This window comes from Idiomarina ramblicola, assembly GCF_003987255.1.
Classification (GTDB): Bacteria; Pseudomonadota; Gammaproteobacteria; order Enterobacterales; family Alteromonadaceae; genus Idiomarina; species Idiomarina ramblicola.
On the sequence record NZ_PIQC01000001.1, the window covers coordinates 153,007 to 178,710 of the forward strand.

The 25,704-nt window shown below is 45.8% G+C and carries 23 protein-coding genes; 13 read left to right on the plus strand and 10 right to left on the minus strand.

Features of this window, described 5'->3' with window-relative positions:
• The first annotated feature begins 32 nt into the window (after window positions 1-32).
• The 6 genes from CWI78_RS00765 to ttcA all read left to right on the plus strand — a co-directional run bounded on the left by CWI78_RS00765 (window position 33) and on the right by ttcA (window position 5,690).
• Window positions 33-530, plus strand: a complete 498-nt coding sequence (locus CWI78_RS00765) for a FixH family protein (protein WP_126779301.1) — start codon at window positions 33-35, stop codon at window positions 528-530.
• A 4-nt stretch (window positions 531-534) separates the two neighbouring features.
• Window positions 535-2,913: a heavy metal translocating P-type ATPase gene (locus CWI78_RS00770; protein WP_126779303.1), complete on the plus strand. Its 2,379-nt coding sequence runs from the start codon at window positions 535-537 to the stop codon at window positions 2,911-2,913.
• On the plus strand, window positions 2,910-3,089 hold the full coding sequence (gene ccoS, locus CWI78_RS00775; RefSeq protein ID WP_126779305.1) for a cbb3-type cytochrome oxidase assembly protein CcoS: 180 nt from the start codon (window positions 2,910-2,912) through the stop codon (window positions 3,087-3,089). Before CWI78_RS00770 ends, ccoS begins: the two co-directional genes overlap by 4 nt.
• Window positions 3,064-3,732: a sulfite exporter TauE/SafE family protein gene (locus CWI78_RS00780; protein ID WP_244213042.1), complete on the plus strand. Its 669-nt coding sequence runs from the start codon at window positions 3,064-3,066 to the stop codon at window positions 3,730-3,732. Before ccoS ends, CWI78_RS00780 begins: the two co-directional genes overlap by 26 nt.
• 66 nt (window positions 3,733-3,798) lie before the next feature.
• A complete protein-coding gene (uspE, locus tag CWI78_RS00785; RefSeq protein WP_126779307.1) occupies window positions 3,799-4,725 on the plus strand; it encodes a universal stress protein UspE in 927 nt (308 codons plus the stop codon).
• Between the two features lie 65 nt (window positions 4,726-4,790).
• Window positions 4,791-5,690 (plus strand): tRNA 2-thiocytidine(32) synthetase TtcA, encoded by a 900-nt coding sequence (gene ttcA / locus CWI78_RS00790; RefSeq protein ID WP_126779309.1) that lies wholly within the window; start codon window positions 4,791-4,793, stop codon window positions 5,688-5,690.
• 62 nt (window positions 5,691-5,752) lie between these two features.
• On the opposite strand, the gene CWI78_RS00795 is transcribed toward ttcA, so the two are convergent.
• Complete coding sequence (locus tag CWI78_RS00795) at window positions 5,753-6,595, minus strand: glucosaminidase domain-containing protein (protein WP_126779311.1); 843 nt, start codon at window positions 6,593-6,595, stop codon at window positions 5,753-5,755.
• A 7-nt stretch (window positions 6,596-6,602) separates the two neighbouring features.
• Entirely contained in the window at window positions 6,603-7,355 is a 753-nt protein-coding gene (locus CWI78_RS00800) for a hypothetical protein (RefSeq protein WP_126779313.1), read from the minus strand.
• Window positions 7,356-7,461: 106 nt separating this feature from the next.
• Between CWI78_RS00800 and CWI78_RS00805 the strand changes: the two genes are divergently transcribed.
• The 6 genes from CWI78_RS00805 to CWI78_RS00830 all read left to right on the plus strand — a co-directional run bounded on the left by CWI78_RS00805 (window position 7,462) and on the right by CWI78_RS00830 (window position 13,571).
• The gene (locus tag CWI78_RS00805) at window positions 7,462-8,037 is read left to right on the plus strand and encodes a pseudouridine synthase (protein WP_126779315.1); all 576 of its coding nucleotides are present in this window, start codon (window positions 7,462-7,464) and stop codon (window positions 8,035-8,037) included.
• A gap of 79 nt (window positions 8,038-8,116) precedes the next feature.
• Window positions 8,117-9,232: a tRNA 2-thiouridine(34) synthase MnmA gene (gene mnmA / locus CWI78_RS00810; RefSeq protein ID WP_126779317.1), complete on the plus strand. Its 1,116-nt coding sequence runs from the start codon at window positions 8,117-8,119 to the stop codon at window positions 9,230-9,232.
• Window positions 9,229-9,849: a high frequency lysogenization protein HflD gene (hflD, locus tag CWI78_RS00815; RefSeq protein WP_126779319.1), complete on the plus strand. Its 621-nt coding sequence runs from the start codon at window positions 9,229-9,231 to the stop codon at window positions 9,847-9,849. The genes mnmA and hflD overlap by 4 nt, the downstream gene beginning before the upstream one ends.
• A 42-nt stretch (window positions 9,850-9,891) precedes the next feature.
• The gene (gene purB / locus CWI78_RS00820) at window positions 9,892-11,262 is read left to right on the plus strand and encodes an adenylosuccinate lyase (protein WP_126780302.1); all 1,371 of its coding nucleotides are present in this window, start codon (window positions 9,892-9,894) and stop codon (window positions 11,260-11,262) included.
• The gene (locus CWI78_RS00825) at window positions 11,259-12,401 is read left to right on the plus strand and encodes a cupin domain-containing protein (protein WP_126779321.1); all 1,143 of its coding nucleotides are present in this window, start codon (window positions 11,259-11,261) and stop codon (window positions 12,399-12,401) included. The genes purB and CWI78_RS00825 overlap by 4 nt, the downstream gene beginning before the upstream one ends.
• Before the next feature lie 132 nt (window positions 12,402-12,533).
• Window positions 12,534-13,571: a Glu/Leu/Phe/Val dehydrogenase dimerization domain-containing protein gene (locus CWI78_RS00830; protein ID WP_126779323.1), complete on the plus strand. Its 1,038-nt coding sequence runs from the start codon at window positions 12,534-12,536 to the stop codon at window positions 13,569-13,571.
• A gap of 9 nt (window positions 13,572-13,580) precedes the next feature.
• Here CWI78_RS00830 and ydiJ read toward each other — a convergent pair whose 3' ends face one another.
• Window positions 13,581-16,610 carry a D-2-hydroxyglutarate dehydrogenase YdiJ gene (ydiJ, locus tag CWI78_RS00835; RefSeq protein ID WP_126779325.1) on the minus strand — a complete coding sequence of 1,010 codons (3,030 nt, stop codon included), beginning with the start codon at window positions 16,608-16,610 and terminating at the stop codon, window positions 13,581-13,583.
• A 2-nt stretch (window positions 16,611-16,612) separates the two neighbouring features.
• Window positions 16,613-18,979, minus strand: a complete 2,367-nt coding sequence (gene ppsA / locus CWI78_RS00840) for a phosphoenolpyruvate synthase (protein WP_126779327.1) — start codon at window positions 18,977-18,979, stop codon at window positions 16,613-16,615.
• A 108-nt stretch (window positions 18,980-19,087) separates the two neighbouring features.
• Between ppsA and ppsR the strand changes: the two genes are divergently transcribed.
• Complete coding sequence (ppsR, locus tag CWI78_RS00845) at window positions 19,088-19,897, plus strand: posphoenolpyruvate synthetase regulatory kinase/phosphorylase PpsR (RefSeq protein ID WP_126779329.1); 810 nt, start codon at window positions 19,088-19,090, stop codon at window positions 19,895-19,897.
• A gap of 29 nt (window positions 19,898-19,926) precedes the next feature.
• Here ppsR and CWI78_RS00850 read toward each other — a convergent pair whose 3' ends face one another.
• The 6 genes from CWI78_RS00850 to CWI78_RS00875 all read right to left on the minus strand — a co-directional run bounded on the left by CWI78_RS00850 (window position 19,927) and on the right by CWI78_RS00875 (window position 25,691).
• Window positions 19,927-20,724: a DUF1338 domain-containing protein gene (locus tag CWI78_RS00850; protein ID WP_126779330.1), complete on the minus strand. Its 798-nt coding sequence runs from the start codon at window positions 20,722-20,724 to the stop codon at window positions 19,927-19,929.
• A 40-nt stretch (window positions 20,725-20,764) separates the two neighbouring features.
• Window positions 20,765-22,123 carry a class II 3-deoxy-7-phosphoheptulonate synthase gene (locus tag CWI78_RS00855; RefSeq protein ID WP_126779332.1) on the minus strand — a complete coding sequence of 453 codons (1,359 nt, stop codon included), beginning with the start codon at window positions 22,121-22,123 and terminating at the stop codon, window positions 20,765-20,767.
• 72 nt (window positions 22,124-22,195) lie between these two features.
• On the minus strand, window positions 22,196-23,056 hold the full coding sequence (htpX, locus tag CWI78_RS00860) for a protease HtpX (protein WP_126779334.1): 861 nt from the start codon (window positions 23,054-23,056) through the stop codon (window positions 22,196-22,198).
• A 59-nt stretch (window positions 23,057-23,115) separates the two neighbouring features.
• The gene (gene bioD / locus CWI78_RS00865; protein ID WP_126779336.1) at window positions 23,116-23,790 is read right to left on the minus strand and encodes a dethiobiotin synthase; all 675 of its coding nucleotides are present in this window, start codon (window positions 23,788-23,790) and stop codon (window positions 23,116-23,118) included.
• A gap of 18 nt (window positions 23,791-23,808) precedes the next feature.
• The gene (locus tag CWI78_RS00870; protein WP_244213043.1) at window positions 23,809-24,567 is read right to left on the minus strand and encodes a methyltransferase domain-containing protein; all 759 of its coding nucleotides are present in this window, start codon (window positions 24,565-24,567) and stop codon (window positions 23,809-23,811) included.
• 5 nt (window positions 24,568-24,572) lie between these two features.
• Window positions 24,573-25,691 carry an aminotransferase class I/II-fold pyridoxal phosphate-dependent enzyme gene (locus CWI78_RS00875; protein ID WP_126779340.1) on the minus strand — a complete coding sequence of 373 codons (1,119 nt, stop codon included), beginning with the start codon at window positions 25,689-25,691 and terminating at the stop codon, window positions 24,573-24,575.
• Window positions 25,692-25,704: the final 13 nt, after the last annotated feature.

The window sequence follows — 25,704 nt, forward strand, 5'->3', positions numbered from 1 at the left end:
CTACGGCGGGGTTTTTTGTAAGAGGTCTTATTATGAATCAACCTTGGTATAAGCAGTTTTGGCCATGGTTTCTTATTTCTCTCCCCGTTACCGTCATGATTGTTTGTGGCGTTATTATTTATCTGTCCATCTCTCAGGGCAATTTCTCAATGGTTGTTGATGACTACTACAAGCGTGGTAAAACAATTAACGCCATTATTGAACACGTCGAAGAGGCTCAACGTCGTAATATTTCTTTTGAGTTCACCGCTGACCAGGGCAAATTTACTCTTAAATATGCTTCAGGACATCCGGATGAATTATCGGCATTGAAGGTTTACTTTGTCCATGCAACTCAGGCAGAAAATGACTTTGTACGCATGCTGACTGTCGCTGCAGATGGTACCTATCGAGCTGATATTCCAGAAGATATCGAAGGCAAATGGACCATAACGGTTGAGCCTTATAATAAAGTCTGGAAAGTCAGTGAAAAATACCAACTGCCGAAAACCGAACTAACAAAACTTCGTCCGCTATTATACGGAGTTTAATTTGATGGAATGTTTCCACTGCCTGCAACCGGTGCCTAAGGGCGTTAATCTTTCAGTTGAATATAAAGGTTCAGATAGGCCCGTTTGTTGTGCTGGATGTCAGGCCGTAGCACAAACTATTATTCAACACAGGTTACACGCTTATTATGAGCACAGAGATCCCACTCAACTACAAGAGTCCCCTGTTCTTCCCGATGAGTTAAATGATCTGGCGCTGTACGATCATCCGGACTTACAAAAGGATTTTGTACGACACGAGAGTGACGATACAGAGATTGCCACCTTGACGGTAGAAAACATTACCTGCGGCGCTTGTGGTTGGCTTATAGAACGCGAATTAATGCGTTTAAAAGGCATACAAAAGGCAGTGGTTAATGTCACCAGTCGCCGCTTACAAGTTACCTGGTCCCCGGGTGAGTTAAAACTCAGCGAAATTTTAAGAGCTTTGGCTGGAATTGGTTACAAAGCGTTGCCGTTTCAACCAAATGAAGCCGAACAACAATACACGCGCCAAAGGAAAAACTACATTCGCCGCCTTGGTGTAGCAGGCATTGCGACCATGCAAGTCATGATGGTTGCTTTTGGCTTGTACTTTGGTGCAGTCAGCGATTTATCCCCAGATTTACAGCGCTTTTTGTGGGGTGTCAGTTTGGTTTTTGCAACACCGGTCATTCTATACAGTGCACAACCCTTTTATGCAGGGGCATTACGCGCATTGCAGGCGTCCCGTTTAAACATGGATATACCGGTCAGTATTGCCTTATTAGGGGCTTACAGCGCAAGTGTTTATGCCACGATAACGAATACCGGTGAGGTTTACTTCGAATCGATATCGATGTTTACTTTCTTCTTATTAACTGGGCGTTTTCTTGAATTACTGGCAAAAGAACGAGCATTAAAGTTTGCTACGAACCGCTTAACGCTGTTGCCAAAACTAGCAACCAGAGAAACCGAAAATGGTTCAGAGTCAATAGCCATTCGACAGCTTAATGTCGGTGACATCATTCGTGTGAAAGCGGGTGAAACAATTCCGGCCGATGGAAGCTTATTGAGTTCTCAAGCTCAAGTTGATGAAAGTCTGTTAACTGGCGAAAGTCTCCCTAGATCAAAAAAGCCAGGTGATGCCGTTATTGCTGGTAGCATTAACCAACACTCGCCTATAAGAATTGAAGTTACAGCAACAGCACAACAAACCGTTTTAGCCGGAATTGTATCGATGCAGGACTCTGCATTAGCGGTTAAACCGAAAGCTCAGCAAGTTATTGACAAAATTGCCGGGTATTTCATTGCTGCACTTTTGATTATTGCGGTTATTACATACTTTTGCTGGTGGTGGATTCAGCCAGAACACGCCCTCTGGGTAACCTTAGCTGTATTAGTTGCAACCTGCCCCTGCGCACTCTCTTTGGCCGCTCCCACAGCATTAACCGGTATTATTCATCGGCTTAATCGCGATGGCATTCTATTAAAAGGCGCCGATGTCCTGGAGTCGGTAAAGGAATTAGACAAAGTATGCCTTGATAAAACCGGTACTTTGACGGAGGGCAAGTTTAGGTTAGTGGAGCGAGATGATGTTATTGACTCTGAAACAGTGAATGACTTAGTTAGTGGTCTGGAGTCATTTTCTGAGCACCCTCTTTCTGTTCCTTTAAGCCAGCTCTCTGAAAGCCCTGCTCAGTTCCAAAACGTAGAAAATGAGATAGGTCTGGGGCTGCAAGGAGAGTTTAATGACAGACAGTATCGAGTCGGCAGTGAAACCTACATACAACAATGGCATCCTGAGTTTAAAGCACTTAACAAGCATCAGGTCATTATTGCCAGTAGAGAACGCGTTTTGGCACAGTTCAGGGTTGAAGATCAACTGCGTGAGGATGCTTTGGTGACCATTAACTGGTTAAAGGAAAAAGGGTATCAACCGATTATCTTAAGTGGTGACAGCCAGTCAAGAGTTGAATCATTGGCTCAGGAACTTGGTATTTCAGAATATCACGGGGCGCTGAAACCTGAACAGAAGCTCGCTTTTGTCACAGAACAACAAGACACCGGTAACACCGTCTGGATGATCGGTGATGGCATCAATGACAGCCCGGTTCTGGCTAAGGCGAATCTTTCGATGACATTTTCTCAAGCCTCTGATTTAGCCCAGACCGCAGCTGATGTGGTATTACTGTCTGAGCCGCTAAGCCAGGTTAAGACAGTGATAGAGAGCGCGTTAAAAACCCGTAGAATTATGCAACAAAACTTTGTTTGGGCATTAGTTTATAATGTTTCTATATTGCCGGTTGCCGCTATGGGAATGATAGCTCCATGGGCTGCAGCGCTTGGTATGTCATTAAGCTCGCTGTTGGTGATTGGAAATTCACTAAGGTTGTATCGAAAATGAGTGTAATTTACGCGTTAATACCTGTTGCAATTATCTTTGTCATTATTGCCGTTGCGATTTTCTTTTGGGCGGTTCGCTCTGATCAATTCGAGGACATTGAACGTCAGGGACTCAATATTCTGATGGATGATGACGACAAAAGCAGTGATGATGAATCCGATAACTCAAAGCGCTGATCTCATAACCGCATTACTAATGGGGCTGGCTGGTGCCGGGCATTGCTTAATGATGTGTGGTGGTATAGCCAGCGCCATGGGTATCAATACCCGTCCTCATCATGTCTGGCTTTATAATTTAGGCCGGGTCAGTTCTTATATGCTTATTGGCGCATTAGTCGGTGGTGCCATTGGGCTATTTGCCCCTGAAGGGGGGTATACGACGGTTGTTCTACGTTGGTTAGCGGTTCTGTTTTTACTTTTACTCGGACTCTATTTTACCGGCTGGTTTGCCGGATTGGTTTACCTGGAGAAAGCGGCACGACCCGTTTGGAATAAAATACAACCGCTGGCCGCTAAGCTTCGAAATAAACCAAACGGTTTTGCGGCTTTTCTAGCTGGTACCTTGTGGGGGTGGCTTCCCTGCGGCATGGTATATAGTGCACTAAGCTGGGCCGCACTAAGCGGTTCGGCTGGTAATGGCGCATTAACTATGGCAGCTTTTGGTCTGGGGACCTTACCGGCTATGATAGCTGCCGGTCATTTTAGTCAATTCTTACATCGCTTTTTACAAGCACAAGGGGTGCGAACCGCAATGGGAATCTTGCTTATTATTTATGCTTTATGGAGCATGCTGACTCTCATCAAACCTTTTTTTCAATAAAGCCTGCAAAGCCCCCTGCTTTCGTCTAATCTAAAATAGTGGATATAGATTAATTACGAGGTAAGTATGGATGCATTCCGTCATGTTTTAGTTGTTATAGACGCTGCCGACGAAGAGCATAAAGCGCTGAAGCGAGCCTTGCACATGGCTCGGTTAAGTGACGCAAGGTTGACCTTGTTCTTGTCTATTTATGATTTTTCTTACGAAATGACCACAATGCTATCCAGTGAAGAACGCGATGTCATGCGATCGAATCTGATTTCCGACAGAAAAGCCTGGTTAACCGATGTACTCAGTGAGTTTGATACCGATTCAGTTCGTATCGATATTAATGTGGTCTGGCATAATCGGCCTTTTGAAGCCATCATAAAAGAAGCCATTAAGCACGAGCATGACCTTATAATAAAAGGAACTCAGGTTAGTGCCAGCTTCCAGAATTTAATATTCACACCCACCGATTGGCATTTATTAAGAAAAGCCCCCTGCCCGGTTTTACTGGTTAAAGAGCATGAATGGCCAAGCCACGGCCAAATTATTGCGGCAGTCCACACAGGTTCAGAAGAGGAACATCATCAAAACCTGAATAGGCGAATTATCGAGCATGCCCAATCAATGAGTAAGGTCTTGAATGCCAGTGTCCACCTTGTTAATGCTTACCCTACCGCTCCCGTCAATGTGGCAGTAGAAATCCCCGAATTTGATGTCAGCGAATATACCGATGCACTTGAACAACACCATGTTAATCGCATAGCCGCCCTTGGTCGTGAGTATGGCATACCTAAAAACTACCAATACCTGTCGCAGGGGTTACCCGAACAGGTGATCCCTGAAGCCGCAAAGCAGTTGGATGCTGAACTGGTGGTACTCGGTACTATCGGTCGTACAGGGCTAAGTGCCGCGCTTCTGGGTAACACGGCTGAACATGTACTGGATAGACTAAATTGCGATGTGCTTGCTATAAAACCAGAAGACTTTGTTAGTCCCCTCGCGTGAGTTTAATGCCTCAGGTATAATCCGGCTCCTAGAACTTCCAGATGACACAGGTTGCAGGAGCCATTATGGCCAGTGAAAAAAAATACAGTTTCAATAAACTACAGAAACGTATTCGTCGCGACGCAGGCAAAGCCATACAAGATTTCGGTATGATTGAAGAAGGCGATCATATTATGGTGTGCCTGTCGGGTGGCAAGGACAGCTACACGATGTTAGACACCCTGCTTTACCTGCAAAAGGTGGCGCCGATTCATTTTTCTTTGGTCGCCGTTAACCTGGATCAAAAGCAACCGGGTTTTCCTGAACATGTGCTGCCCGCTTATTTAGATAAACTGAAAATTGAATACCAGATTGTCGAAGAAGACACATACAGCATAGTGAAGGACAAGATCCCGGAAGGAAAGACAACCTGTTCACTTTGTTCGCGGCTTAGACGTGGTATTTTGTACCGCACAGCAAAAGAACTGAAAGCGACTAAAATTGCCTTGGGTCATCATCGTGACGATATGATAGAAACACTTTTCTTGAATATGTTTCACGGAGGCAAACTAAAATCAATGCCACCCAAGCTGGCGAGCGATAACGGTGAGCACGTTGTTATTCGTCCTCTGGCTTATGCTCGTGAAAAGGACATAGAAGATTACTCAACTGCAATGGAGTTTCCAATAATTCCATGTAATTTATGCGGTTCTCAGGAAAATCTGCAGAGAAAACAAATCAAACAAATGCTGAATCAATGGGATAAACAATTTCCCGGCAGAATTGAAAGCTTATTCACCGCGATGCAAAATGTTGTTCCTTCGCACTTAGCTGACAGTACCCTGTTCGACTTTAAAGCAGTGACCGCCGACGGCGTTGCCGATGAAAATGGGGATAAAGCGTTTGACACTGACAGTTTCAGTGTCGACTTTTCGAGCACGGAAGTGCCCTTAGCAAGCAGTATTCCAATCAAGCAACTAGCATAAAAGCCGACAAAAAAAGGGCTCTTTATTCGAGCCCTTTTTTACTCATTTCTTTGTCGCCTACTTTATTCCGGCTTTGGTTCCGGCGAGTTTAGTTCTTCACTGACTCGTTCGACAATGGGTTGATTTATACGAATCATCGCCCGTAATTCGTCGATATACTCTTCTCCACGCTCTGAGTAACTGGATAATCCCGTAATCAGATCACGCGCCCGTATATCGGCGTTATCTAAACGTTTTTGCTCACGTAATAAACGTAAATCCAGATAGGCACCATGAGTATTAATATTACGCATGTAGCTTTTTACCGATGCATTAACGGAATTAAATTGCGCTACTTCGTGGCGACCACCTTCAACCCGCCCGGTAGGAACAAGGCCACAGCCTTTTGAGTAACACCATTGACCAAATAGATTTAAACCCTTTCGCGAAAATCTGGAAGTACCCCAGCCTGACTCGTTAGCTGCCTGAACCAACACCATCATTTCCGGAATAATATCAATACGGCGCTTTAAAAGGCCGAATAAATTTTCGTCAACGACGATATCGTCCTCTAAACGATAGTAAACTACCCACTCTTCTAGTTGCTTTTTATCTGCACCGGTAAGCTCATTGTTCTTAAAGCGATCATGTATTGCTTTAAGATAAGCCCGGTCATGCAGTATGCGGATATTTTCCGCTTCAACCAGGGGTAATAAAAAACGAAAGAACTCTTCTTTTTTCTCTGTTACATCGGTCATTGACATAAAGTCAGGCAGATCTCTATGCACTTCAACCTCTGGAATTGACGGTAGATGTGCCGTTACCGATTGCTCAGGAACTTGTACGCCGGACTCTTTAATAAACCAGGGTAAAAGCAGTGCCGCTATGCTCAGTACGACAAACAGTAAAATAGTTAATAATCGCATGTATTCCTCACGCCGAAATGTTTTCAGACGAATTGTCTTTTGGGTTCTCAATAACCGTTACGCCAATAATGTCCCGATAGACCACTCCAATCAGGTTATAAATCATTGGCAGTACCCAAATAAGACCTAACCCAAGAGTAAGAATACCCAACAGCAATAAGCCCGCAATAACCAAAAATAACAAAATAAATTTGGGCAATTGAAAATGAACAATTTTTATTGAGTAAAACAAAGCATTCAACGGGCCAGTGCCACGCTCAACCACCAATGGCATGGCTAAGACTAAAATGGCAGTAATATAAAGCTGCACAACTATCATAAGATTAGGGTGGATCAAGCCAAGTAATTGCGCCCCAATTAGTTTTAAAATCGTACTAATAAGTGCTATAGCAATTAAAGGCATCATGGCATTAAAACCCTTAAAAACATCTCCCGACTTTGTGGTAATACCGACACTATGTTTTATTGCCATTAACATCAGTCCACCCAACAATGGAGCAGTTATTACAGTCAATAAAATTTCTGAGAGGTATTGAACCTTTATTGAATTTTCCATTGCCTCAAGTGAGAACACATTCATCAACACCAATACCACCAGAAAAACAACAGCTATCAAGATCAAAAAGCCGCCAAGTAACGGAAGCAAACTTGATTTGGTAATGTTAAACGACTGTTCTAAAACTTGCCGCAGCGACAGCTGATAGTTTCCCTTCAGCGACTCAACTAAGGAACCGCCAATTATTACTTTATTATCATCCACAGAAATTCCCACACTTTTTTAATCAGTAAGATAAACTAGCGCCCGATATACTAGAGTATCCACTAGCGCGATCCAATTTAAATCGATACAAGAATTCGAGGCAGGCATGAAATCACAGAGTAAACGACCCGCCAACCCTAAGCTGGTTTTACTGAACAAGCCCTATGGGGTTTTATCTCAGTTCACGGGTGAGGAATCGGACCAGACATTAAAGTCATTTATCCCTCATAACGATGTCTACCCTGCCGGACGTTTGGATAAAGACAGTGAGGGGTTGCTGCTGTTAACTAATGATGGTGTCTATCAGGCTCGTCTGGCCAACCCGAAATACAAAGTTTGGAAAACCTACTGGGTGCAAGTAGAAGGCGACCCAAGCGAAGAACAGTTAGAGCAATTGAGAAACGGCGTAGAATTAAACGATGGTATGACTCGTCCCGCCGAAGCTTTCGTGATGCCGGAACCGATGAATTTATGGCCTCGTAATCCACCAGTTAGAGAGCGCAAAACGGTTCCGGATACCTGGCTCTGTCTGAAAATACGTGAGGGTAAAAACAGGCAGGTTCGTCGTATGACAGCTCACGTAGGCCTCCCGACTCTGCGTTTGATTCGAGCTGCTGTCGGACCTTTTCAGTTAAAAGGCCTGCAACCCGGTGAATGGCGATCGGAACCTCCGGTTTGGTAGCTTCCGAGCTACCCTCGTGCAGCCTAAAATGATAGAATGCGCAGCCAATTCAGGAGTTACAGTCAGTTAGAGTCAATCTATGTCAAATGCCAGTAAAAAAGTCATTGTCGGAATGTCCGGAGGCGTCGATTCCTCCGTTTCAGCTTACCTTCTTATGCAACAGGGCTATCAGGTAGAAGGCTTGTTCATGAAGAACTGGGAAGAAGACGATACTGATGAATACTGTGCTGCTTCGGAAGATTTAGCCGATGCCGAAAAAGTCTGTGAAACGCTTGGTATAGAACTACATACCATTAACTTCGCAGCAGAATATTGGGACAACGTATTCGAGTACTTTCTGGAAGAGTACAAGGCTGGTCGCACGCCTAACCCCGATATTATGTGCAACAAAGAAATTAAATTTAAGGCATTTCTTGAATTTGCAGCAGAGGCGCTGGACGCAGATTACATCGCGACCGGACATTACGTTCGCCGTCAGCAACGTGACGGTAAATGGGAAATGCGGCGTGGTTTGGACAGTAATAAAGACCAAAGTTACTTTCTTTATACCCTGAGCCATGAACATATCGGACAAACCCTTTTCCCGGTCGGTGAGCTCGAAAAACCTGAAGTCCGCAGAATTGCAGAAGAACAAGGACTGGTAACGGCGGATAAAAAAGACTCCACCGGTATTTGCTTTATTGGCGAGCGCAAATTTAAAGACTTTTTGCAGCAGTACCTACCAGCGAAGCCCGGCCCGATTGAATCCGTGGACGGTGAAAGCCTAGGCGAACACGAAGGCCTGATGTACCACACGCTGGGGCAGCGTAAAGGTTTACATATAGGCGGCATGGCCGATACCTCCGGCGAACCCTGGTATGTTGTCGACAAAGACGTCGAACGTAATGTTTTAATTGTGGCGCAGGGCAAAAACCACCCGCGCTTATATTCTCAGGGGCTTATTGCCGGTCAGATGCATTGGGTGAGTCGCCAAACGCCGTCAGAAGCTTTTGACTGCACGGTTAAAACGCGCTACCGCCAGCAAGATATCCCCTGCCGGGTCACTCCACTTGGCAACGGTGATTTTCAGGTTCAGTTTAAAGACCCTGTTGCTGCGGTGACTCCCGGTCAGTCCGCAGTCTTCTACCTCGACGACGTTTGTTTAGGTGGCGGCATTATTGAACAACGTATTACCGATTTTGAGGTCAAGCTATGAACGAATGGCAGCAACGAATTATTGCCTTAGCTGGCATGTCGTTAAGTGCTATGGCTGTGCAGAAGCTGGCTCGCAGTGGAGAACTCTATCCTGAGTCGATTACAAACACTTTGATTCATAGTCTCCTGCAACAGAACCCCGACAGCATAGAAGATATTTACGGCGGTCTGGAGAATATTCAGCCAGGCATTCAGGCATTTATTCGTCAGGCCGGAAATAATAAAAATAAAGATCTAGAGGTCACCCGCTATTTGGTGGGATTAATTCATCTTTCCAGACGTTTACTCAAACAGCCCGACGTACTTAATTTACTGGGCGAACGTATCGCTCAGGTAAAACGTCAGAAAGAAGAGTTTGAATTTGAAGATTATCGGGTTCAGCAGAGTTTTGCGGGAATTTATCGCGAATTGATAAGCCCTCTGGGACAACCTATTCGAATTAATGGTAACCCGGAATTTTTGAAACGGGACTCCAATCAAGACCACATTAGAACCTTGTTGCTGGCCGGCATTCGCAGTGCCGTGCTTTGGCAGCAAGTAGGCGGCAAACGCCGTCATTTCGTATTTTCAAGAAAGAAAATGTTAGATACAGCACAGCAATTGTTGCATGTCGCATAAAACGATTAATGACTTAATTAACTCTCGGAGAGCCAGTTTATGTTGCCCTTTTCTTCACTAACCGCGGTGTCACCTGTTGACGGACGATACGCCTCAAAAGCGGAAATGCTGCGTCCTATCTTTAGCGAGTACGGACTGATTAAATTTCGTGTGACTGTTGAGGTTCGTTGGTTGCAGTTATTAGCCGATGTAGACGGCATTAAAGAAGTGCCTACACTAAGTGAAGAAGCAACACAAATACTGAACGCCATTGTTGAAAACTTCTCAGTAGAAGACGCTGAGCGCATAAAAGCCATTGAGCGCACCACCAATCACGACGTGAAAGCGGTTGAATACTTCCTGAAAGAGCAAGTCGCTGATAACGAAGAACTGAATAAAGTATCCGAGTTCATACACTTTGCCTGTACGTCAGAAGACATTAATAACCTTTCTCACGGTTTAATGCTAAACACGGCTCGTGATGAGGTCTTAGTGCCGATGATGCAGGAGTTGGTTGACCGAGTTAAAGAGCTGGCGAAAGAGCACAAAGCCGTTCCTATGATGGCCCGTACTCACGGCCAGCCGGCAACGCCGACCACAATGGGCAAAGAATTTGCAAACGTTGCTGTGCGTTTGCAACGCCAACTGACACAGCTTAAAGCCGTGGACGTTATGGGTAAAATCAACGGTGCTGTCGGTAACTATAACGCGCACCTGGCGGCCTACCCTAATGTCGACTGGCATCAAATTTCAGAACAATTCGTGACGTCATTAGGTTTAAGCTGGAACGCATACACAACACAAATTGAACCGCACGATTACGTTGCGGAATACTTTGACGCACTGGCTCGTTTTAATACTGTACTCATTGATTTTGACCGTGACGTATGGGGTTATATTGCTCTTAACCACTTTAAACAACGCACGGTTGAAGGCGAAGTTGGCTCTTCGACTATGCCTCACAAAGTGAATCCTATCGACTTTGAAAACTCCGAAGGCAACCTGGGTATCGCTAATGCCGTTATGCAACATTTGGCTCAGAAGTTGCCTATTTCCCGCTGGCAACGTGATCTGACTGACTCTACCGTTTTACGTAATTTAGGTGTAGGCGTTGCGCATGCCGTTATTGCATTTCAGGCAACCTTAAAGGGGTTGAGTAAACTGGAAGTTAATGAGGCCCGTCTGGCAGCAGAGCTGGACGAAAACTGGGAGTTAATGGCGGAGCCGGTGCAAACCGTTATGCGCCGCTACGGTGTTGAAAAGCCGTATGAAAAGCTTAAAACCTTAACTCGTGGTAAGCGCATTAACAGCAATGATCTGGCGAAATTTATTGACTCTTTGGACGTGCCTGACGCCGCTAAAGACGAAATGAAAGCATTAACTCCAGCTAACTATATTGGCCGTGCAATTCAGTTTGTTGATGATCTTGTATGAAATTAGTTTTTGATAAAGATGATTTCTTAGCAAACTACTGGCAAAAAAAGCCTTGTCTTATCCGACAGGGCTTTGTTGACTTCATTGATCCGGTCAGCCCTGAAATTCTGGCGGGATTGGCCATGGAAGAAGGCGCTGACTCTCGGATTATTGAGTCACAGACCGATACCGAATCTGGCTGGCTGGTAACCCACGGACCGTTTGAGGAGTACGAACAGTTCGGTGAAAGTCACTGGACTTTATTAGTGCAGTCGGTCAATGAATGGCTGCCCGATGTTGGTGACTTGATTACGCCCTTCCGTTTTGTTCCTGACTGGCGCATCGATGATGTCATGGTCAGTTTCTCATGCGAAAACGGCGGTGTTGGTCCTCACCTGGATCAATATGATGTTTTTATCATACAGGGCGCGGGCTCTAGACACTGGCGTGTTGGTGAACGGCAATCAATGCGGGAGTACCAGCCAGCAGCCGATCTTTGCCAGGTAGAAGGCGAATTCACAGCGGTTATTGATGAGCACCTGCAAGCCGGTGACGTTTTATATATTCCTGCCGGTTGTCCTCACGATGGCATAGCCTTAGAGCCTTCGCTTAACTATTCGGTTGGCTTCCGAGCACCGTCAAAAGCTGAGCTGTTATTGCAGCTGGGTGATATTGCGATGCAACAGGAGTCTTTGCAGGAACGTTATCAAGATCCAGAATTGAGCAGCGAAGACATCTCCTGGGAGATTGCAGATAGCCAACTAAGCGCCTTGAAAAGTTTTTTAAAAGACGCTTTGACGGGTAACGACATAGACGCGTTGCTGGCAAGAATTATTTCTCAATCAAAACGCCCTCTTCCAGAGCCAGAACTACCAACAACAGCGCAGCAAGTGCCAGACTTATTGGCGCAACCGAATGCGTTCATCGAGAAGGCATCCGGTGCCCGCTTCCTGAAGCTGAGTCATACCGAGTTTTATGGTAATGGAGAAAATTTCAAAATTCCTCAGGAAGCCTTAGCAACAGCAGAATGGCTGGCTCAGTTGCAAGGCTCCAAACCGGCATCGGAATTGGCTGAGTTAGCTCATTTGGCACCACAGTCAGAGCTAATTGCTGAGATGATAAACCAGGGAATTATCTATTTATACATCAATGAATCGTGACTGATTCTGTGTAAACAAGAGTTGATAAACGCCCGTTTGAATAGCCTAATTTATTCACTCCATAAAGTAGCGCGAGCCTTATCTAAATGGTAATGTTCGCGCAATTTTTGAAGCAATGAGGAATTGAAATTCATGTCTCTATACGAGCATCCCGAATTCGATCATCACGAGCAAGTTGTCTTTTGTCATGATCAAGAATCAGGCCTTAAAGCCATTATTGCAATTCATAATACAACGTTAGGTCCAAGCCTTGGTGGTACCCGTTTGTGGAACTACGCATCATCAGCAGAAGCGTTGACGGATGTACTGCGTTTGTCCCGCGGTATGACCTATAAAAGTGCGATGGCAGGCCTGCCTTTAGGTGGCGGCAAAGCCGTTATCATCGGCGACGCAAAGAAAATCAAAAGCGAAGAGCTTTTCCGCGCTTATGGTCGTTTTATTGAGTCTTTAAGCGGTCGTTATATTACCGCTGAAGACGTGAACATTCGCACCGAAGACATCGATATGGTTGCGAAAGAAACCAGTCATGTTGCCGGAACTGCTGATAAAGCAGGCGATCCTTCACCACACACGGCACTGGGTACTTACCTGGGTCTTAAAGCTGCGGCAAAGCACAAGTTAGGCAGTGAAGATCTTAAAGGTGTAAAAATAGCGGTTCAGGGTCTTGGTTCTGTGGGCTATGATTTTGCTAAATACTGTGCAGAAGATGGTGCTGAGCTTATCGTTACCGACATTAACGACGACGCGGTCGAGAAAGCAGTTAAAGAACTTGGTGCCAAGGCTGTAGGTTTGGATGAAATCTACGGTGTTGATGCTGACGTCTATGCGCCATGTGCGCTGGGTGCAACCATCAATGACGAAACTCTAAAGCAACTGAAAGTTAAAATCATTGCCGGAAGTGCCAATAACCAGTTAGCTAACCCGAAGCATGATCAAGCGGTAAAAGATATGGGAATCCTTTATGCACCTGACTATGTGATTAATGCCGGCGGTGTTATTCATGTGTGTTCAGAAGCCGCTAATATGAGCTTAGAAGAGACCGATAAACGCGTTCGTGGCATATACGATACGCTGGATCAGCTTTTTGCTCGTGCAAACGATGAAGATCGTCCTACCGGAACCGTCGCTGACCAAATGGCACGCGAAATCATTGCCAAAGGTAAGCAGTAAAAGCCTGATTTAACTCAGGCTTTGTAAAAGAATTTCAAGCGGGTGTCTCACCCGCTTTTTTTCTATCCGCTTTATCTGAGACCGGCATGAGAAACCGGTAACAAGCACACCGCTGCTGCCGTATTGCTGAACAGCCTGCTCCCATCCCATTTCATAAAGACCCAGACTGTCATCCTGGTTTTGCTTTTCGTGACCAAAAGTTCCCGCCATACCACAGCAACCAACGTTAACGATATCCAGCGTTAACCCCAGTTGAGTAAATAAGGCTTGCCACTGTCGCGCAGACTCCGGAACGAAACTTTGTTCAGTGCAGTGTAATAACAATCCATAGTGGCTGGTACTGCCTGAGCTAACTTCACCAAAGTCTAATGTGCTGAGCCACTCTACAACAGTCATCACATCAACTTCAGGCAATTGACCTTCGTTTGATTTTTGGTATTCATCTCTAAATATCAACGCCGTAGAACTGTCCGGCCCAATTAATGGGATCCCCGCATCTGAAAGCGGCTTTAATTGCTCAGTGACTTTAGCCGCAGTTTTGTCGAAGTCATTAATAAAGCCTTTTACGTGCTGCGCCTTACCATGCCCTAAAAAGGGCAGTAGAACCGGTGTAAAGCCTAGCTTCTTAATAAGTAAACCTAACTTTAATACAAAATCAGCGTCGTAGAATGTCGTAAAAGGGTCTTGGGCAATCACAACGATCTTTCTAAGCTCGTTCTCGGTTAAACTCAGAGTTTGTTCTGTTGTTAACTCAGCAAGACCATTGCGTTTCCAGGCTGTTCTTAGGTTTGGTGCCGAAAATAAAGGAGTGTCGACATAACCTACGCCGTATTTAAGTACAAGCCGGCTTAAAGGGTTATTAATCAGTAAATTACTCAGAACAGGGAACTTACTTGCAACAGGCGCCGTTTTTTCTATGCCTTTTACTAAGTAGTCCTTTAATGGACGAGCGTATTTGCTGTAATAATGATCGTAAAAACGTGCACGAAATGTTGGAACATCGACGTTAACCGGACACTGATTCGTACAGGCTTTGCACGCCAGACATTTATCCATCGATTGTTTTACTTCGTGACTGAAATCGTTCGGTGCTGTAAGTCGATTTAATTGGCGTTTCAAAAAGCTTACCGATTCAGGGCGTTGAGTAGCATCGTAGCCTGCATTATGAGTCAGGCGTAACCATTCGCGCAGAAGCCCTGCCCGACCTTTAGGAGAATAGCGACGGTCACGTGTCACTTTATAGGAGGGACACATAGCGGATTGCGGGTCGTAATTAAAACATAAACCATTACCGTTACAATTCATCGCATTACTGTAACTATCTCGGGTCGCTACCGGAATTTGCCGATCAAAAAAGCCACGTTTTACCGCATCAACAGAAATTAACTGTGCGTCAGTATTCAGAGGCGTACAAATTTTACCCGGGTTCAATTGATTATAAGGATCAAAACTGGCTTTAATTTTCTGCAATTCGGTATAAAGGTGTTCTCCGAAAAAAGCCGGCGCGTATTCTGAGCGATAACCTTTTCCGTGCTCGCCCCACATTAGCCCGCCGTATTTCTGGGTTAACTCAGCGACCTGATCACTAATCTCCCTAAGCAGAATTTCATCTTCCGGCTCGCACATATCTAAGGCAGGACGCACGTGCAAGACACCGGCGTCCGCGTGTCCAAACATTCCGTAGTGCAACCCTTTTGCATCCAACAGAGCTCTGAATTCATTAATAAAATCAGCCAGCTTCTCTGGTGGCACAGCGGTATCTTCTGCAAAGGCAACAGGCTTACGGCGACCTTTTGTGGCGCCTAATAAGCCAACGGATTTCTTACGCATGGCATAGATGAGCTGTATACTCGGCAGGTCATCACAAATTTGATAACCAATGACGCCCTTGTTGTCTTTACTCTTAATCAGTTTATCCAGACGCTTGGTCAAAGAACCAACCTTTTCGTCAATTTCCTCCTGACTCAGTCCGGTAAACTCAACCATGTTAATACCGTCCATACGCTGACCTTCAACATCGGAAAGCAACGGTTCAACCGACTTCCAGATGATGTCTTTGCGCGCCAGACTTAAAACAGTACTGTCAACCGTCTCGACTGACGTTGCCTCAGCATCAACCAGGAAAGGAGAGTTTTCTAAAGCCGCCTGAAAATTTGAGTATTTGACGTTAACCAAAACACGGTGTTTTGGAATAGGTGTAATATTTAGCCTAGCTTCACTGACAAAGCCTAAAGTACCCTCAGAGCCCGCTATGATGCGTGACACGTCAACCTTCTGCTGTTTTGCGTCATACGCGTGCTTTAAATCGTAGCCGGTTAGAAAACGATTCAGTGGTGGAAACTTTTCTCGAATGCTTTTTTCTTCACCAACACAGGTATCAATGACCTGGCGATAAATTCGGCCCGTTCGATTATCCTGACGGGCTATAGTCTCTGCTTGCTCTAAAGAGACAGGTCCGCTGTCCAGCACAATACCATCTAGTAAAACTGTCTTTAGCCCCAGAATATGATCGCTGGTTTTGCCATAAACCAATGAGCCCTGACCTGACGCATCGGTATTGATCATCCCCCCCAGTGTCGCGCGGTTACTGGTGGAGAGATCTGGCGAAAAGAAGTAACCATGGGGTCGCAAAATATCGTTGAGTTGATCTTTGACCACCCCCGCCTGAACCTTCACCCAACCTTCTTCCGGGTTAACTTCAAGTACCCTATTCATGTGGCGACTTAAATCCACCACAATGCCCGAAGTTAAAGATTGCCCGTTAGTACCAGTACCACCGCCTCGTGGAGAGAACTGCACGCTACTGTTACTCTCCTGTCCGGCTAGCTTCATTAATAGCACGAGGTCATCATGATGATGTGGGTACAAAACTGCCTGAGGCAAATTTTGATAGACGCTGTTGTCCGTAGCCGCGATCAAGCGGCCCGAATAACTCACATCAATTTCGCCTGCAAACTCTGAGCTTCTTACCTGCTCAATAAAGTGCAGGTAATCATCTGGTAACGCATTCTCAGCAGCAATCTCAGGTAATACAGTCATACTTATAGGTTTTCCGCCAGGTACATCCAAGTCTCAATAACGGTGTCCGGGTTCAGCGATACTGAATCAATCCCCTGATCCACCAGCCAGGCAGCAAAATCAGGATGGTCCGAAGGCCCCTGACCACAAATACCAACGTACTTACCACGTTTCTTCGCGGTTTGAATGGCCATTGCCAACAGCTTTTTGACTGCCTCGTTACGCTCATCAAATAAATGAGCAATAACGCCAGAATCACGATCCAGACCCAAAGTTAACTGGGTTAAGTCGTTAGAGCCAATAGAGAAACCGTCGAAGATGTCGAGGAATTCATCTGCCAGCAGAGCGTTAGAAGGCAGTTCACACATCATAATAACGCGTAAACCATTTTCGCCTTGAACCAGCCCCTGCTCGGCCAGAAGCTCGATGACCCTGCGCCCTTCTTCCAGCGTTCTGACAAACGGGATCATGATTTCGATATTAGTCAGACCCATATCGTTACGAACGCGTTTAATTGCTTCACACTCTAGTGCAAAGCAGTCACGGAATTCTTCAGAGATATAACGTGAAGCACCACGGAAACCAAGCATTGGGTTTTCTTCGCCTGGTTCGTATTGCTTTCCGCCAATAAGGTTTGCGTATTCGTTCGACTTAAAGTCAGACATACGAACAATGACTCGTTCAGGCGAGAATGCGGCACCTAATGTAGATATGCCTTCAGCTAAACGCGCTACATAATATTCGCGAGGGCTGCTGTAACCGGCCATCATGCTATCAATTGTCTGTTTCAGCTCATCGCTTTGTTGGTCGTAATTTAATAAAGCTTTCGGGTGAACGCCTATCATCCGGTTAATAATAAACTCCAGACGAGCCAGGCCAATACCAGCATGTGGCAAGCTGGCGAAGTCGAAAGCTCTGTCCGGGTTACCCACATTCATCATAATTTTCAGTGGTAAATCCGGCATGGCGTCAATTTGTGACTCGGTAATATCAAAGTCCAGTTCACCCTGGTAGATATAACCGGTATCGCCTTCGGCACAAGAAACCGTAACCGCCTGACCGTTACTGATATGATCAGTTGCGTCACCACAGCCAACCACAGCCGGAATACCTAACTCACGGGCAATAATGGCCGCATGGCAGGTACGTCCGCCACGGTTAGTCACTATAGCGGCTGCACGCTTCATAATCGGTTCCCAGTCAGGGTCGGTCATATCGGTTACCAATACGTCGCCTGGCTGAACTTTGTCCATTTCGCTGATATCATTCAGCACACGAGCAACACCACGGCCAATACGCTGGCCAATAGCACGACCAGTGCAGACAACATCACTTTTGGCTTTTAACGCAAAACGCTCAATAGCCTGCCCTTTTTGGTTTGATTGCACTGTTTCCGGGCGTGCCTGAACAATATACAGCTTGCCGTCGACGCCATCTTTTGCCCATTCAATATCCATTGGGCGGCCATAATGCTTTTCAATAACCACAGCCTGTTTGGCCAATGTTTCAACTTCTTCGTCCGTTACCGAAAACGTCAGGCTTTTAGACGAATCAATGTCTTCAATTAGTGTCTGTTTTCCATGTTCTCTGTCGTCAGAGAAAATCATCTGAATTTTTTTACTACCCAACGTTCTGCGCAGAACTGAAGGACGGCCTGCTTCTAATGTTGGTTTATGTACGTAGAATTCGTCTGGGTTAACTGCGCCTTGCACGACCATCTCACCAAGGCCGTAAGATGAGGTAATGAAAACCACATCATCAAAGCCTGACTCTGTGTCAATACTAAACATAACCCCAGAAGAGGCAATATCACTACGCACCATTCGTTGGATACCAGCTGACAGCGCAACGCCGCGGTGGTCGTAGCCCTGATGGACACGATAGGAAATAGCGCGGTCGTTAAATAATGAAGCAAATACGTGTTTAATCGCTTCCATAACACTGTTTAAACCACGTACGTTAAGGAAAGTTTCCTGCTGACCGGCGAAAGAAGCATCCGGCATATCTTCTGCTGTAGCTGAACTGCGTACCGCAAAGCTAAATTCGTCGTTATTCTCACTTAGCTCAGCAAAAGTGTCTTTAATAGCCGCTTCAAATTCCGGCTGAAACGGTGTATCGATAATCCATTGACGAATTTTTTTTCCCGCCTGAGTTAAGGCCTGCACGTCTTCAACATCAAGCGTGTCGAGCAAATCGTGAATACGATCGTTTAAGCCACTTTGCTCCAGAAACTGGTTATAAGCATCTGCTGTTGTCGCAAAACCACCTGGAACTTCAACCCCTGCTCCGGATAAGTTACTGATCATTTCACCCAGTGAGGCATTTTTTCCACCCACTCGATTAACGTCCTGCATTCCCAGGTCTTGGTACCAAACTACGTATTCTTGCACGTCACAATCCTTAATTGATTTTTTCGGCATGGAAGTAGCATCTATTTTACACGCTGCAGCCCAACAAGTTAATATCGAACCTACAATCGCTTAAAAAGAGATCCGCCTGTGCGCTACGCATTTTACATTTCTGACGGTACTGCTTTAACCGCCGAGGCCTTTGGTCACGCGCTCTTATCAATGTTCCCGGTCACTTTTGAGCACAAAACATTGCCCTTTATCGATGACCCGGAAAAAGCCAATGAAGTGTGTAAAACAATAAAAAAAGCGCTTTCAGAGAGTGGTGAACCGCCTTTAATCTTCCATACTTTCGTTAACGAGAAGCTAAAAGCAAAAATTACTGACTGTGGCGGGATCTGTTATGACTTTTTAGACCACTTCGTGGCTCCGGTAGCGAAAGAGCTGGGAGTAAAAGCTGAGCCCAAGACACATCGTACTCATGGTGTTCATAAAAATTATAACTTCAGAATAGATGCAATTAACTACGCTCTCGATAACGATGACGGCAAGCGCTTAAATCAACTGGATAAAGCCGACCTGATCTTAATTGGTGTATCTCGCACGGGGAAAACCCCAACCAGCCTATACCTTGCCATGCAGTATGGGATTAAAGTTGCTAACTACCCACTGACGGACGATGATGATTTTGAGCGGTTACAACTGCCCAAAGAACTGAAATTGCATCGTCATAAGCTATTTGGCTTAACTCTTTCTTCGCAACGGTTGCATGAAATAAGAAGTCAACGTCGTGAAGGCAGTCAGTACGCCTCAATGGCTCAGTGCCGATTTGAACTTGCAGAAGTAGAACGACTTTACAGTCGAGAAGCCATACCTTTTATCAATTCAACACACTATTCTGTGGAAGAAATTGCAGCAAAAATTCTGGCTAAGACAAACTTAGAGCGGCATCGCTATTAATGCCGCTTTAAGCGTTTTAGAGCAAAAACTTATTTCGCGTTGGTGCTTTCAAAAATTTTGTCCGCTGACGCCGCGACAAAGCCGGTATACAGCTTGCCATCTTCAATCTCATAGCGTTTAGCAAACTCATAAAAGCAACTGGGAATTTCCGCCGTCTTATCAGAAAACTCGACAGGATGGTGATCCGCCATAGTGGATGATTGCTCCAGGAAAACTTCAGGAGAGCCTTTGATTTCACCACCAGAAGCATTCAGTTTGAACCCATTATCTTTCAACTTCTGGTTTACTTGCTCAAGTGACTCATAACCCGGCAACTGATTCACGCTAACCGTAAAGTGGTTGGCACAATAACCAAATGCCGCCATCCAGGCCGCGTACTCGCTCTCTTCTAGCAAGGCCTGGTAGTCAGCGTGGCTGACTTTCCAGTGTGTGCCTGAGTACAAGAAGTCCGACTTTCTGGTGTCTTCAGCTGACACCTGAGCCACCATGTCTTTGACCTTGCTTTGCAGCTCATCTGAAAACTCAGCTGTCATTAATTCGCTGATGAAAACCTTGGGCAGCTCAGGATCTTCATGCTCAAAGTGCTTTGCACGAAGTTTCTTCGCTTCAAAATGGTAATCTCCACCTTCTTTGTATCCCAAATCCAGAAAGTGCTGTGCCAATACTTCTAAGCCTACCGGGCTGATATCAAACGTACGAAACGCAACATGATCATTAACGATCGGATACCCTTCGCCTAAAATTTTATGAACCTTCTTTGCTGAAGGTGTACGTGATAAATAATCTTGCCACAAGTTTTCAAATAACACTTCTACCTGTTGCGACATACAACACCATACCTCTTAAATAATCGGTTAAAAGAGACTATCAACCCTCACCGTTGCGGGCTGCTTTTAATGACTCGGCGACTAAAAACGCCAATTCTAACACTTGATCAGCGTTCAGTCGTGGATCGCATTGCGTGCGGTAACGACTGGATAAATCCGCTTCACTGATACGGTAAGCGCCACCGGTGCATTCCGTAACATCTTCCCCGGTCATTTCTAAATGAATACCACCGGGATAAGTACCTTCCGCCTGATGAATAGCAAAGAAGTGTCTTAATTCCTTATGTATGGCATCAAAATTGCGAGTTTTCAAGCCGTTATCGGCTTTAATGGTATTGCCGTGCATAGGATCACTCGACCAGACCACATTGCGACCTTCCTGTTTTACACGACGTACTAATTCGGGCAATTTATTCGCAAGATTATCGGCGCCCATACGGGTAATCAGCGTTAAACGACCCGGTTCGTTATCAGGGTTCAACATATCAAGTAGCGCGATCAGTTCATCCGGTGGCATGTTCGGGCCTACTTTTACCCCTATTGGGTTGTGAATACCACGCATAAACTCAACATGAGCCTGATCCAGTTTGCGCGTGCGCTCTCCAATCCAGACCATGTGTGCAGAGCAGTCGTACGGAAGCCCGGTTAAGGTGTCTGTGCGTGTCAGCGCTTGCTCGTAAGGCAATAACAACGCCTCATGAGAGGTGAACAGAGACGTCTCATGAATGGTTGCATTGTTATCTGCGTTAATTCCCAGTACTTCCATAAAGCGCAGAGCAGACTGTATTTCTTCAGCGATTTGCTGGTAGCGCTCTTTTAGCGGATTTGATGCCAGAAAACTCAGATTCCACTTATGAACTTTGTGTAAGTTAGCCAGCCCCCCTTGAGCGAAGGCCCGCAGTAAATTCAGGGTCGCTGCGGAGTGATGATAAGCTTTAATCATACGCTCAGGATCAGGCTGACGAGCCATTTCATCAAACTCTGAACCATTAATGATGTCACCACGATAGCTAGGCAGACTCAGGTCACCAATGGTTTCAAAGTCACTGGAACGCGGCTTGGCATATTGCCCTGCCATGCGTGCAACTTTAGTTACCGGGCAGGAGCCTGCAAACGTCATGACAATGGCCATCTGCAGGATGACTTTAAAAGTGTCACGAATTTTTGGTGCATTGAAGTCACTAAAGGATTCAGCGCAATCACCGCCCTGCAGCAGGAACCCCTCTCCAACACAGACATTCTTTAACTGGTTTCTTAACGCTCGTATCTCTTCTGCGAACACCAGTGGCGGGAACTGACTCAGCTGCTGTTCTACAGCCTGCAACTGCGACGGATCTGAATACTTCGGTTGTTGTTCTATTGGCTTATCGCGCCAACTGCGCGCACTCCACTGGGCCATAACAAAAATTTATCCGTTTTATCGGTGAGTAAGAACTAAGAATGTACCGCTGTATCCCTTGAAAAGCAACGACTAACGCCGTTGCTCGAGAGCATGAATGCGCTCATCCAAAGGCGGGTGACTCATAAACAATTTCGACATTGTTGAGCGTTTGCCGCTAATGCCAAACGCCAACATCGTACCGTCAAGTTGTGACTCTTTACCTTGCTGCAAGCGACGTAAAGCGGCAATCATCTTTTGCTTTCCGACTAAGTCTGCAGAACCAGCGTCAGCTCTGAACTCACGCTGACGCGAGAACCACATAACAATGGTACTGGCTAAGACCCCGAATACAACTTCAAGCAACATCACAACGCCGTAATAAGCAAAACCCCCACCGCGTTGATTTCCACCACGCATTAATGCGCTGGCAATAATTCGTGCAAAAAACATCACAAAAGTATTGATCACGCCCTGAATTAACGTCAGCGTCACCATGTCGCCGTTAGCGATATGGCTTACTTCGTGCGCCAAAACGGCTTCAACCTCGTCGGCATTCATGTTTTGCAATAAGCCGGTGCTAACCGCAATTAAAGACGCGTTTTTACTACGCCCCGTAGCAAACGCATTAGGTTCCGGTGACTGGTAAACCGCAACTTGAGGCATAGGGATTCCAGCTTTTTTCGTCTGCTGCTGCACCATGCGAAGTAGCCATTCTTCAGACTGATTCTGGGGTTGTTCTATCACTCGGGCACCGGTTGAACGTAATGCCATCCAGCGTGATATCCAAAGCGAGACAAAAGCACCACCAAAACCAAACAACGCACAGAAGACTAACAATCCGACGGACCCTTGGGCATCAATGCCGGTTGCTGCAATCACAACATTAAACACCACACTAACCACCAGCAGAATGGCCAGGTTAGTGGCTAAAAACAGCAAAATTCTCTTCATTGCTCGTACTCCAGGGGGAACTTAACCTGATAAACTATGTGGGGTTAGTTCCTTAAATTTCAATCGTGTTTGTGGAAATAAATGCTCAAATCTTTTGCCGACCAGTCCGGTACATAAGGTATATGAGCAAGCTCCTGAGTGTTGAGCAATTCGCGTAATGAAGCGAGGTTCTCATCTTGTCTTGGCATCGGTTCCGGCTCCGTCTGTACTGCTATCCATCCGATAACCTCACAACCTTCCTGTCGTATTGACTGGAGGCTAAGTAAGGCGTGATTCAGACACCCCAGTTTTAATCCAACCACCAAAATCACTTGGGCATTAATAGCTTTGACAACCTCCGGCATGCACAATCCTGGTGCCAGAGGTAATTGCCATCCCCCTGCTCCTTCTATCACCAGACTGTCTATCTGCTGATCGCCAAACCACTCAACTGACGCCACTAACTTATCTTTCTCTATGACAGTATCGTTATCTGCAGCCGCAATATGTGGCGCTATTGCCGCTTCAAACGTGTACGGATTGACCTTGTCGTAATCAAAACTGGTATTGCTCTGGTGCATTAAATTCAGCGCGTCATCGTTCACCAGTTGCCCATTCTGTCGCTGGCATCCGGAAGCAACAGGCTTCATCACGGCGACTTTCTGCCTGGACTTAACCAGATGCTGAACAAAAGCACAGGCAGCAACCGTTTTACCTGCATCAGTATCCGTTCCCGTAATAAAATAGGTATTCATATAAACTTAAACTCAATACTACTTGATTAATTTGATATTAAGAATTGACCACTCGAGTGGCAATCCTTTCATTGTTCGATAACGTTCGAATGCGCTTTCCAGCTGCTGCAAACGACGGTGAGTCATCAATCCCGCATGCTCCGTTCGTCTGACATAATTCGCACCAACCCCTTTAATGCTGACCATAAGATCACGAACGTTAGAAAAGTGCTGAGTGTGTTGATCTAAAGAAAAATCTGCGGACTGCCAATTAAGTGCGGTGACTTCCTTTTGAACTCCATCGGCTGTTTGGAAAGCTTGTGTATGTTGCAGATCATCGACTGCATTCCAGCTTTTTATAAATGAACTGAAAGTCCCCTCAACAACGGTATTAACAGTAACGACACCACCAGGCTTTAAAACTCGGTAAGCCTCGCTCATTGCGCGCTCTAAATCATGTACCCATTGCATGGATAAATTAGCAAATATCCAATCAACGGTGTTATCAGCAATAGGCAGTGCTTCCCACTCACCATTAAGCCAGGTGAGTTGCGGATAATCCTCTACGGCTTTTGATAGCATAGCCTGTGCTATATCAACACCAAGGTAGTTATCCGCCCGGGTTAAGATATCTGCGGTCGTTGATGCAGGACCACAACCAACATCTAGCGCATTAGATGCGTAATCCGGACCGATACTTAATAGTTTACTCGCCGTCAGCCGCTGAATATCCGCGTGCTGGTGATAGTGTTTGGCTGCTTTATTAAATTGCCGCGCAACGGCTGGTTGAAAATTCATGGGTTTCATAATCGGCTACGAACTCTATCGACCGTATCCCAAAACGTGCTGAGTTCCGATAGTGGCATTTCTGACGTTAAACTAAACCGAATACGAGAGCTTCCCCACGGCACAGTTGGCGGGCGAATAACGCTGCACAGGTAACCATGAGTCTGCAACTGTGTTGCCATATTCAACGCGTCTTCATCAGAATCGAACAACCAGGTTTGTATCGCAGAACCTGAATCAATCGTTTTTAAATCGCGCTGTTTAAGCTCATCACGGAAATACTGAATACGCTCATTGAGTCTGCCACGACGTTCATCGCCTTCTGAACTGCGCACAATTTCTACCGAAGCTTTTATTGCCGCTGCCTGTGCCGGCGGCATCGCAGTGGAGTAAATATAATCGCGACAAAATTGAATCAAACTTTCAACCTCATCATCACCGGCACAGACAAATGCTCCACCAACGCCCAGGGCCTTACCGAACGTCCCGGTTACCACATCAGCAACAGACGATGCATGAGTTAACGACCCTTTTCCTTCGGTGCCGTAGGCGCCTATTCCATGAGCATCATCCAGCATGATTTTTATCATGTGTTCCTGCTTTAAACATGCCAACTGGTTTAAATCACAGGCATCGCCATCCATACTAAAAACGCCTTCAGTCACCAGCCAGTCGCCGGCAATTGCTTTGCTGACTATAGGCAATGGTTGATTATGAGGGTATCGCTTAAACCGGGCTTCGCCATGCTGCATACCATCAATAATTGAGGCATGAACCAGTTTGTCTGCAAAAAGTCTTTGTTGTTTATCAAGCAGCGTTGTCAGCACACCGTGATTTGCTGCAAAGCCCGAATTAAACAGCAAAGCTCTGGGTTTACCCAGCCAGTCTGCCAACAATTCTTCGAGCTCTTGGTGAATGCCACTATAACCACTGAGTAACGGAGACCCAGTACTGCCAACCCCCCAGATATCAACAGCCTGCTTAAAAGCTCGCTTTATACCCGAGTGCTGGCTTAGGCCGAGGTAATCATTGGTACTGAAATCCAGCTGCCATTGGGTATCACAGCTCCGTATTTTTCGTTTACGAAAAAGCGAAGACCCCTTTCGCTCTTCAAGCTGCTGTTGATACCCCGACACGGTCTTCTCCACT

Bases quoted from the DNA above. Each gene is read 5' to 3' on its own strand.
- bioD (WP_126779336.1), bottom strand. From the start codon at position 23,790: ATGAATACCTATTTTATTACGGGAACGGATACTGATGCAGGTAAAACG.
- CWI78_RS00795 (WP_126779311.1), bottom strand. From the start codon at position 6,595: ATGCGATTATTAACTATTTTACTGTTTGTCGTACTGAGCATAGCGGCA.
- CWI78_RS00765 (WP_126779301.1), top strand. From the start codon at position 33: ATGAATCAACCTTGGTATAAGCAGTTTTGGCCATGGTTTCTTATTTCT.
- CWI78_RS00825 (WP_126779321.1), top strand. From the start codon at position 11,259: ATGAAATTAGTTTTTGATAAAGATGATTTCTTAGCAAACTACTGGCAA.
- CWI78_RS00870 (WP_244213043.1), bottom strand. From the start codon at position 24,567: ATGAATTTTCAACCAGCCGTTGCGCGGCAATTTAATAAAGCAGCCAAA.
- ttcA (WP_126779309.1), top strand. From the start codon at position 4,791: ATGGCCAGTGAAAAAAAATACAGTTTCAATAAACTACAGAAACGTATT.
- htpX (WP_126779334.1), bottom strand. From the start codon at position 23,056: ATGAAGAGAATTTTGCTGTTTTTAGCCACTAACCTGGCCATTCTGCTG.
- CWI78_RS00805 (WP_126779315.1), top strand. From the start codon at position 7,462: ATGAAATCACAGAGTAAACGACCCGCCAACCCTAAGCTGGTTTTACTG.
- CWI78_RS00850 (WP_126779330.1), bottom strand. From the start codon at position 20,724: ATGTCGCAACAGGTAGAAGTGTTATTTGAAAACTTGTGGCAAGATTAT.
- mnmA (WP_126779317.1), top strand. From the start codon at position 8,117: ATGTCAAATGCCAGTAAAAAAGTCATTGTCGGAATGTCCGGAGGCGTC.
- CWI78_RS00770 (WP_126779303.1), top strand. From the start codon at position 535: ATGGAATGTTTCCACTGCCTGCAACCGGTGCCTAAGGGCGTTAATCTT.
- CWI78_RS00830 (WP_126779323.1), top strand. From the start codon at position 12,534: ATGTCTCTATACGAGCATCCCGAATTCGATCATCACGAGCAAGTTGTC.
- hflD (WP_126779319.1), top strand. From the start codon at position 9,229: ATGAACGAATGGCAGCAACGAATTATTGCCTTAGCTGGCATGTCGTTA.
- uspE (WP_126779307.1), top strand. From the start codon at position 3,799: ATGGATGCATTCCGTCATGTTTTAGTTGTTATAGACGCTGCCGACGAA.
- CWI78_RS00855 (WP_126779332.1), bottom strand. From the start codon at position 22,123: ATGGCCCAGTGGAGTGCGCGCAGTTGGCGCGATAAGCCAATAGAACAA.
- ydiJ (WP_126779325.1), bottom strand. From the start codon at position 16,610: ATGACTGTATTACCTGAGATTGCTGCTGAGAATGCGTTACCAGATGAT.
- CWI78_RS00780 (WP_244213042.1), top strand. From the start codon at position 3,064: ATGAATCCGATAACTCAAAGCGCTGATCTCATAACCGCATTACTAATG.
- ccoS (WP_126779305.1), top strand. From the start codon at position 2,910: ATGAGTGTAATTTACGCGTTAATACCTGTTGCAATTATCTTTGTCATT.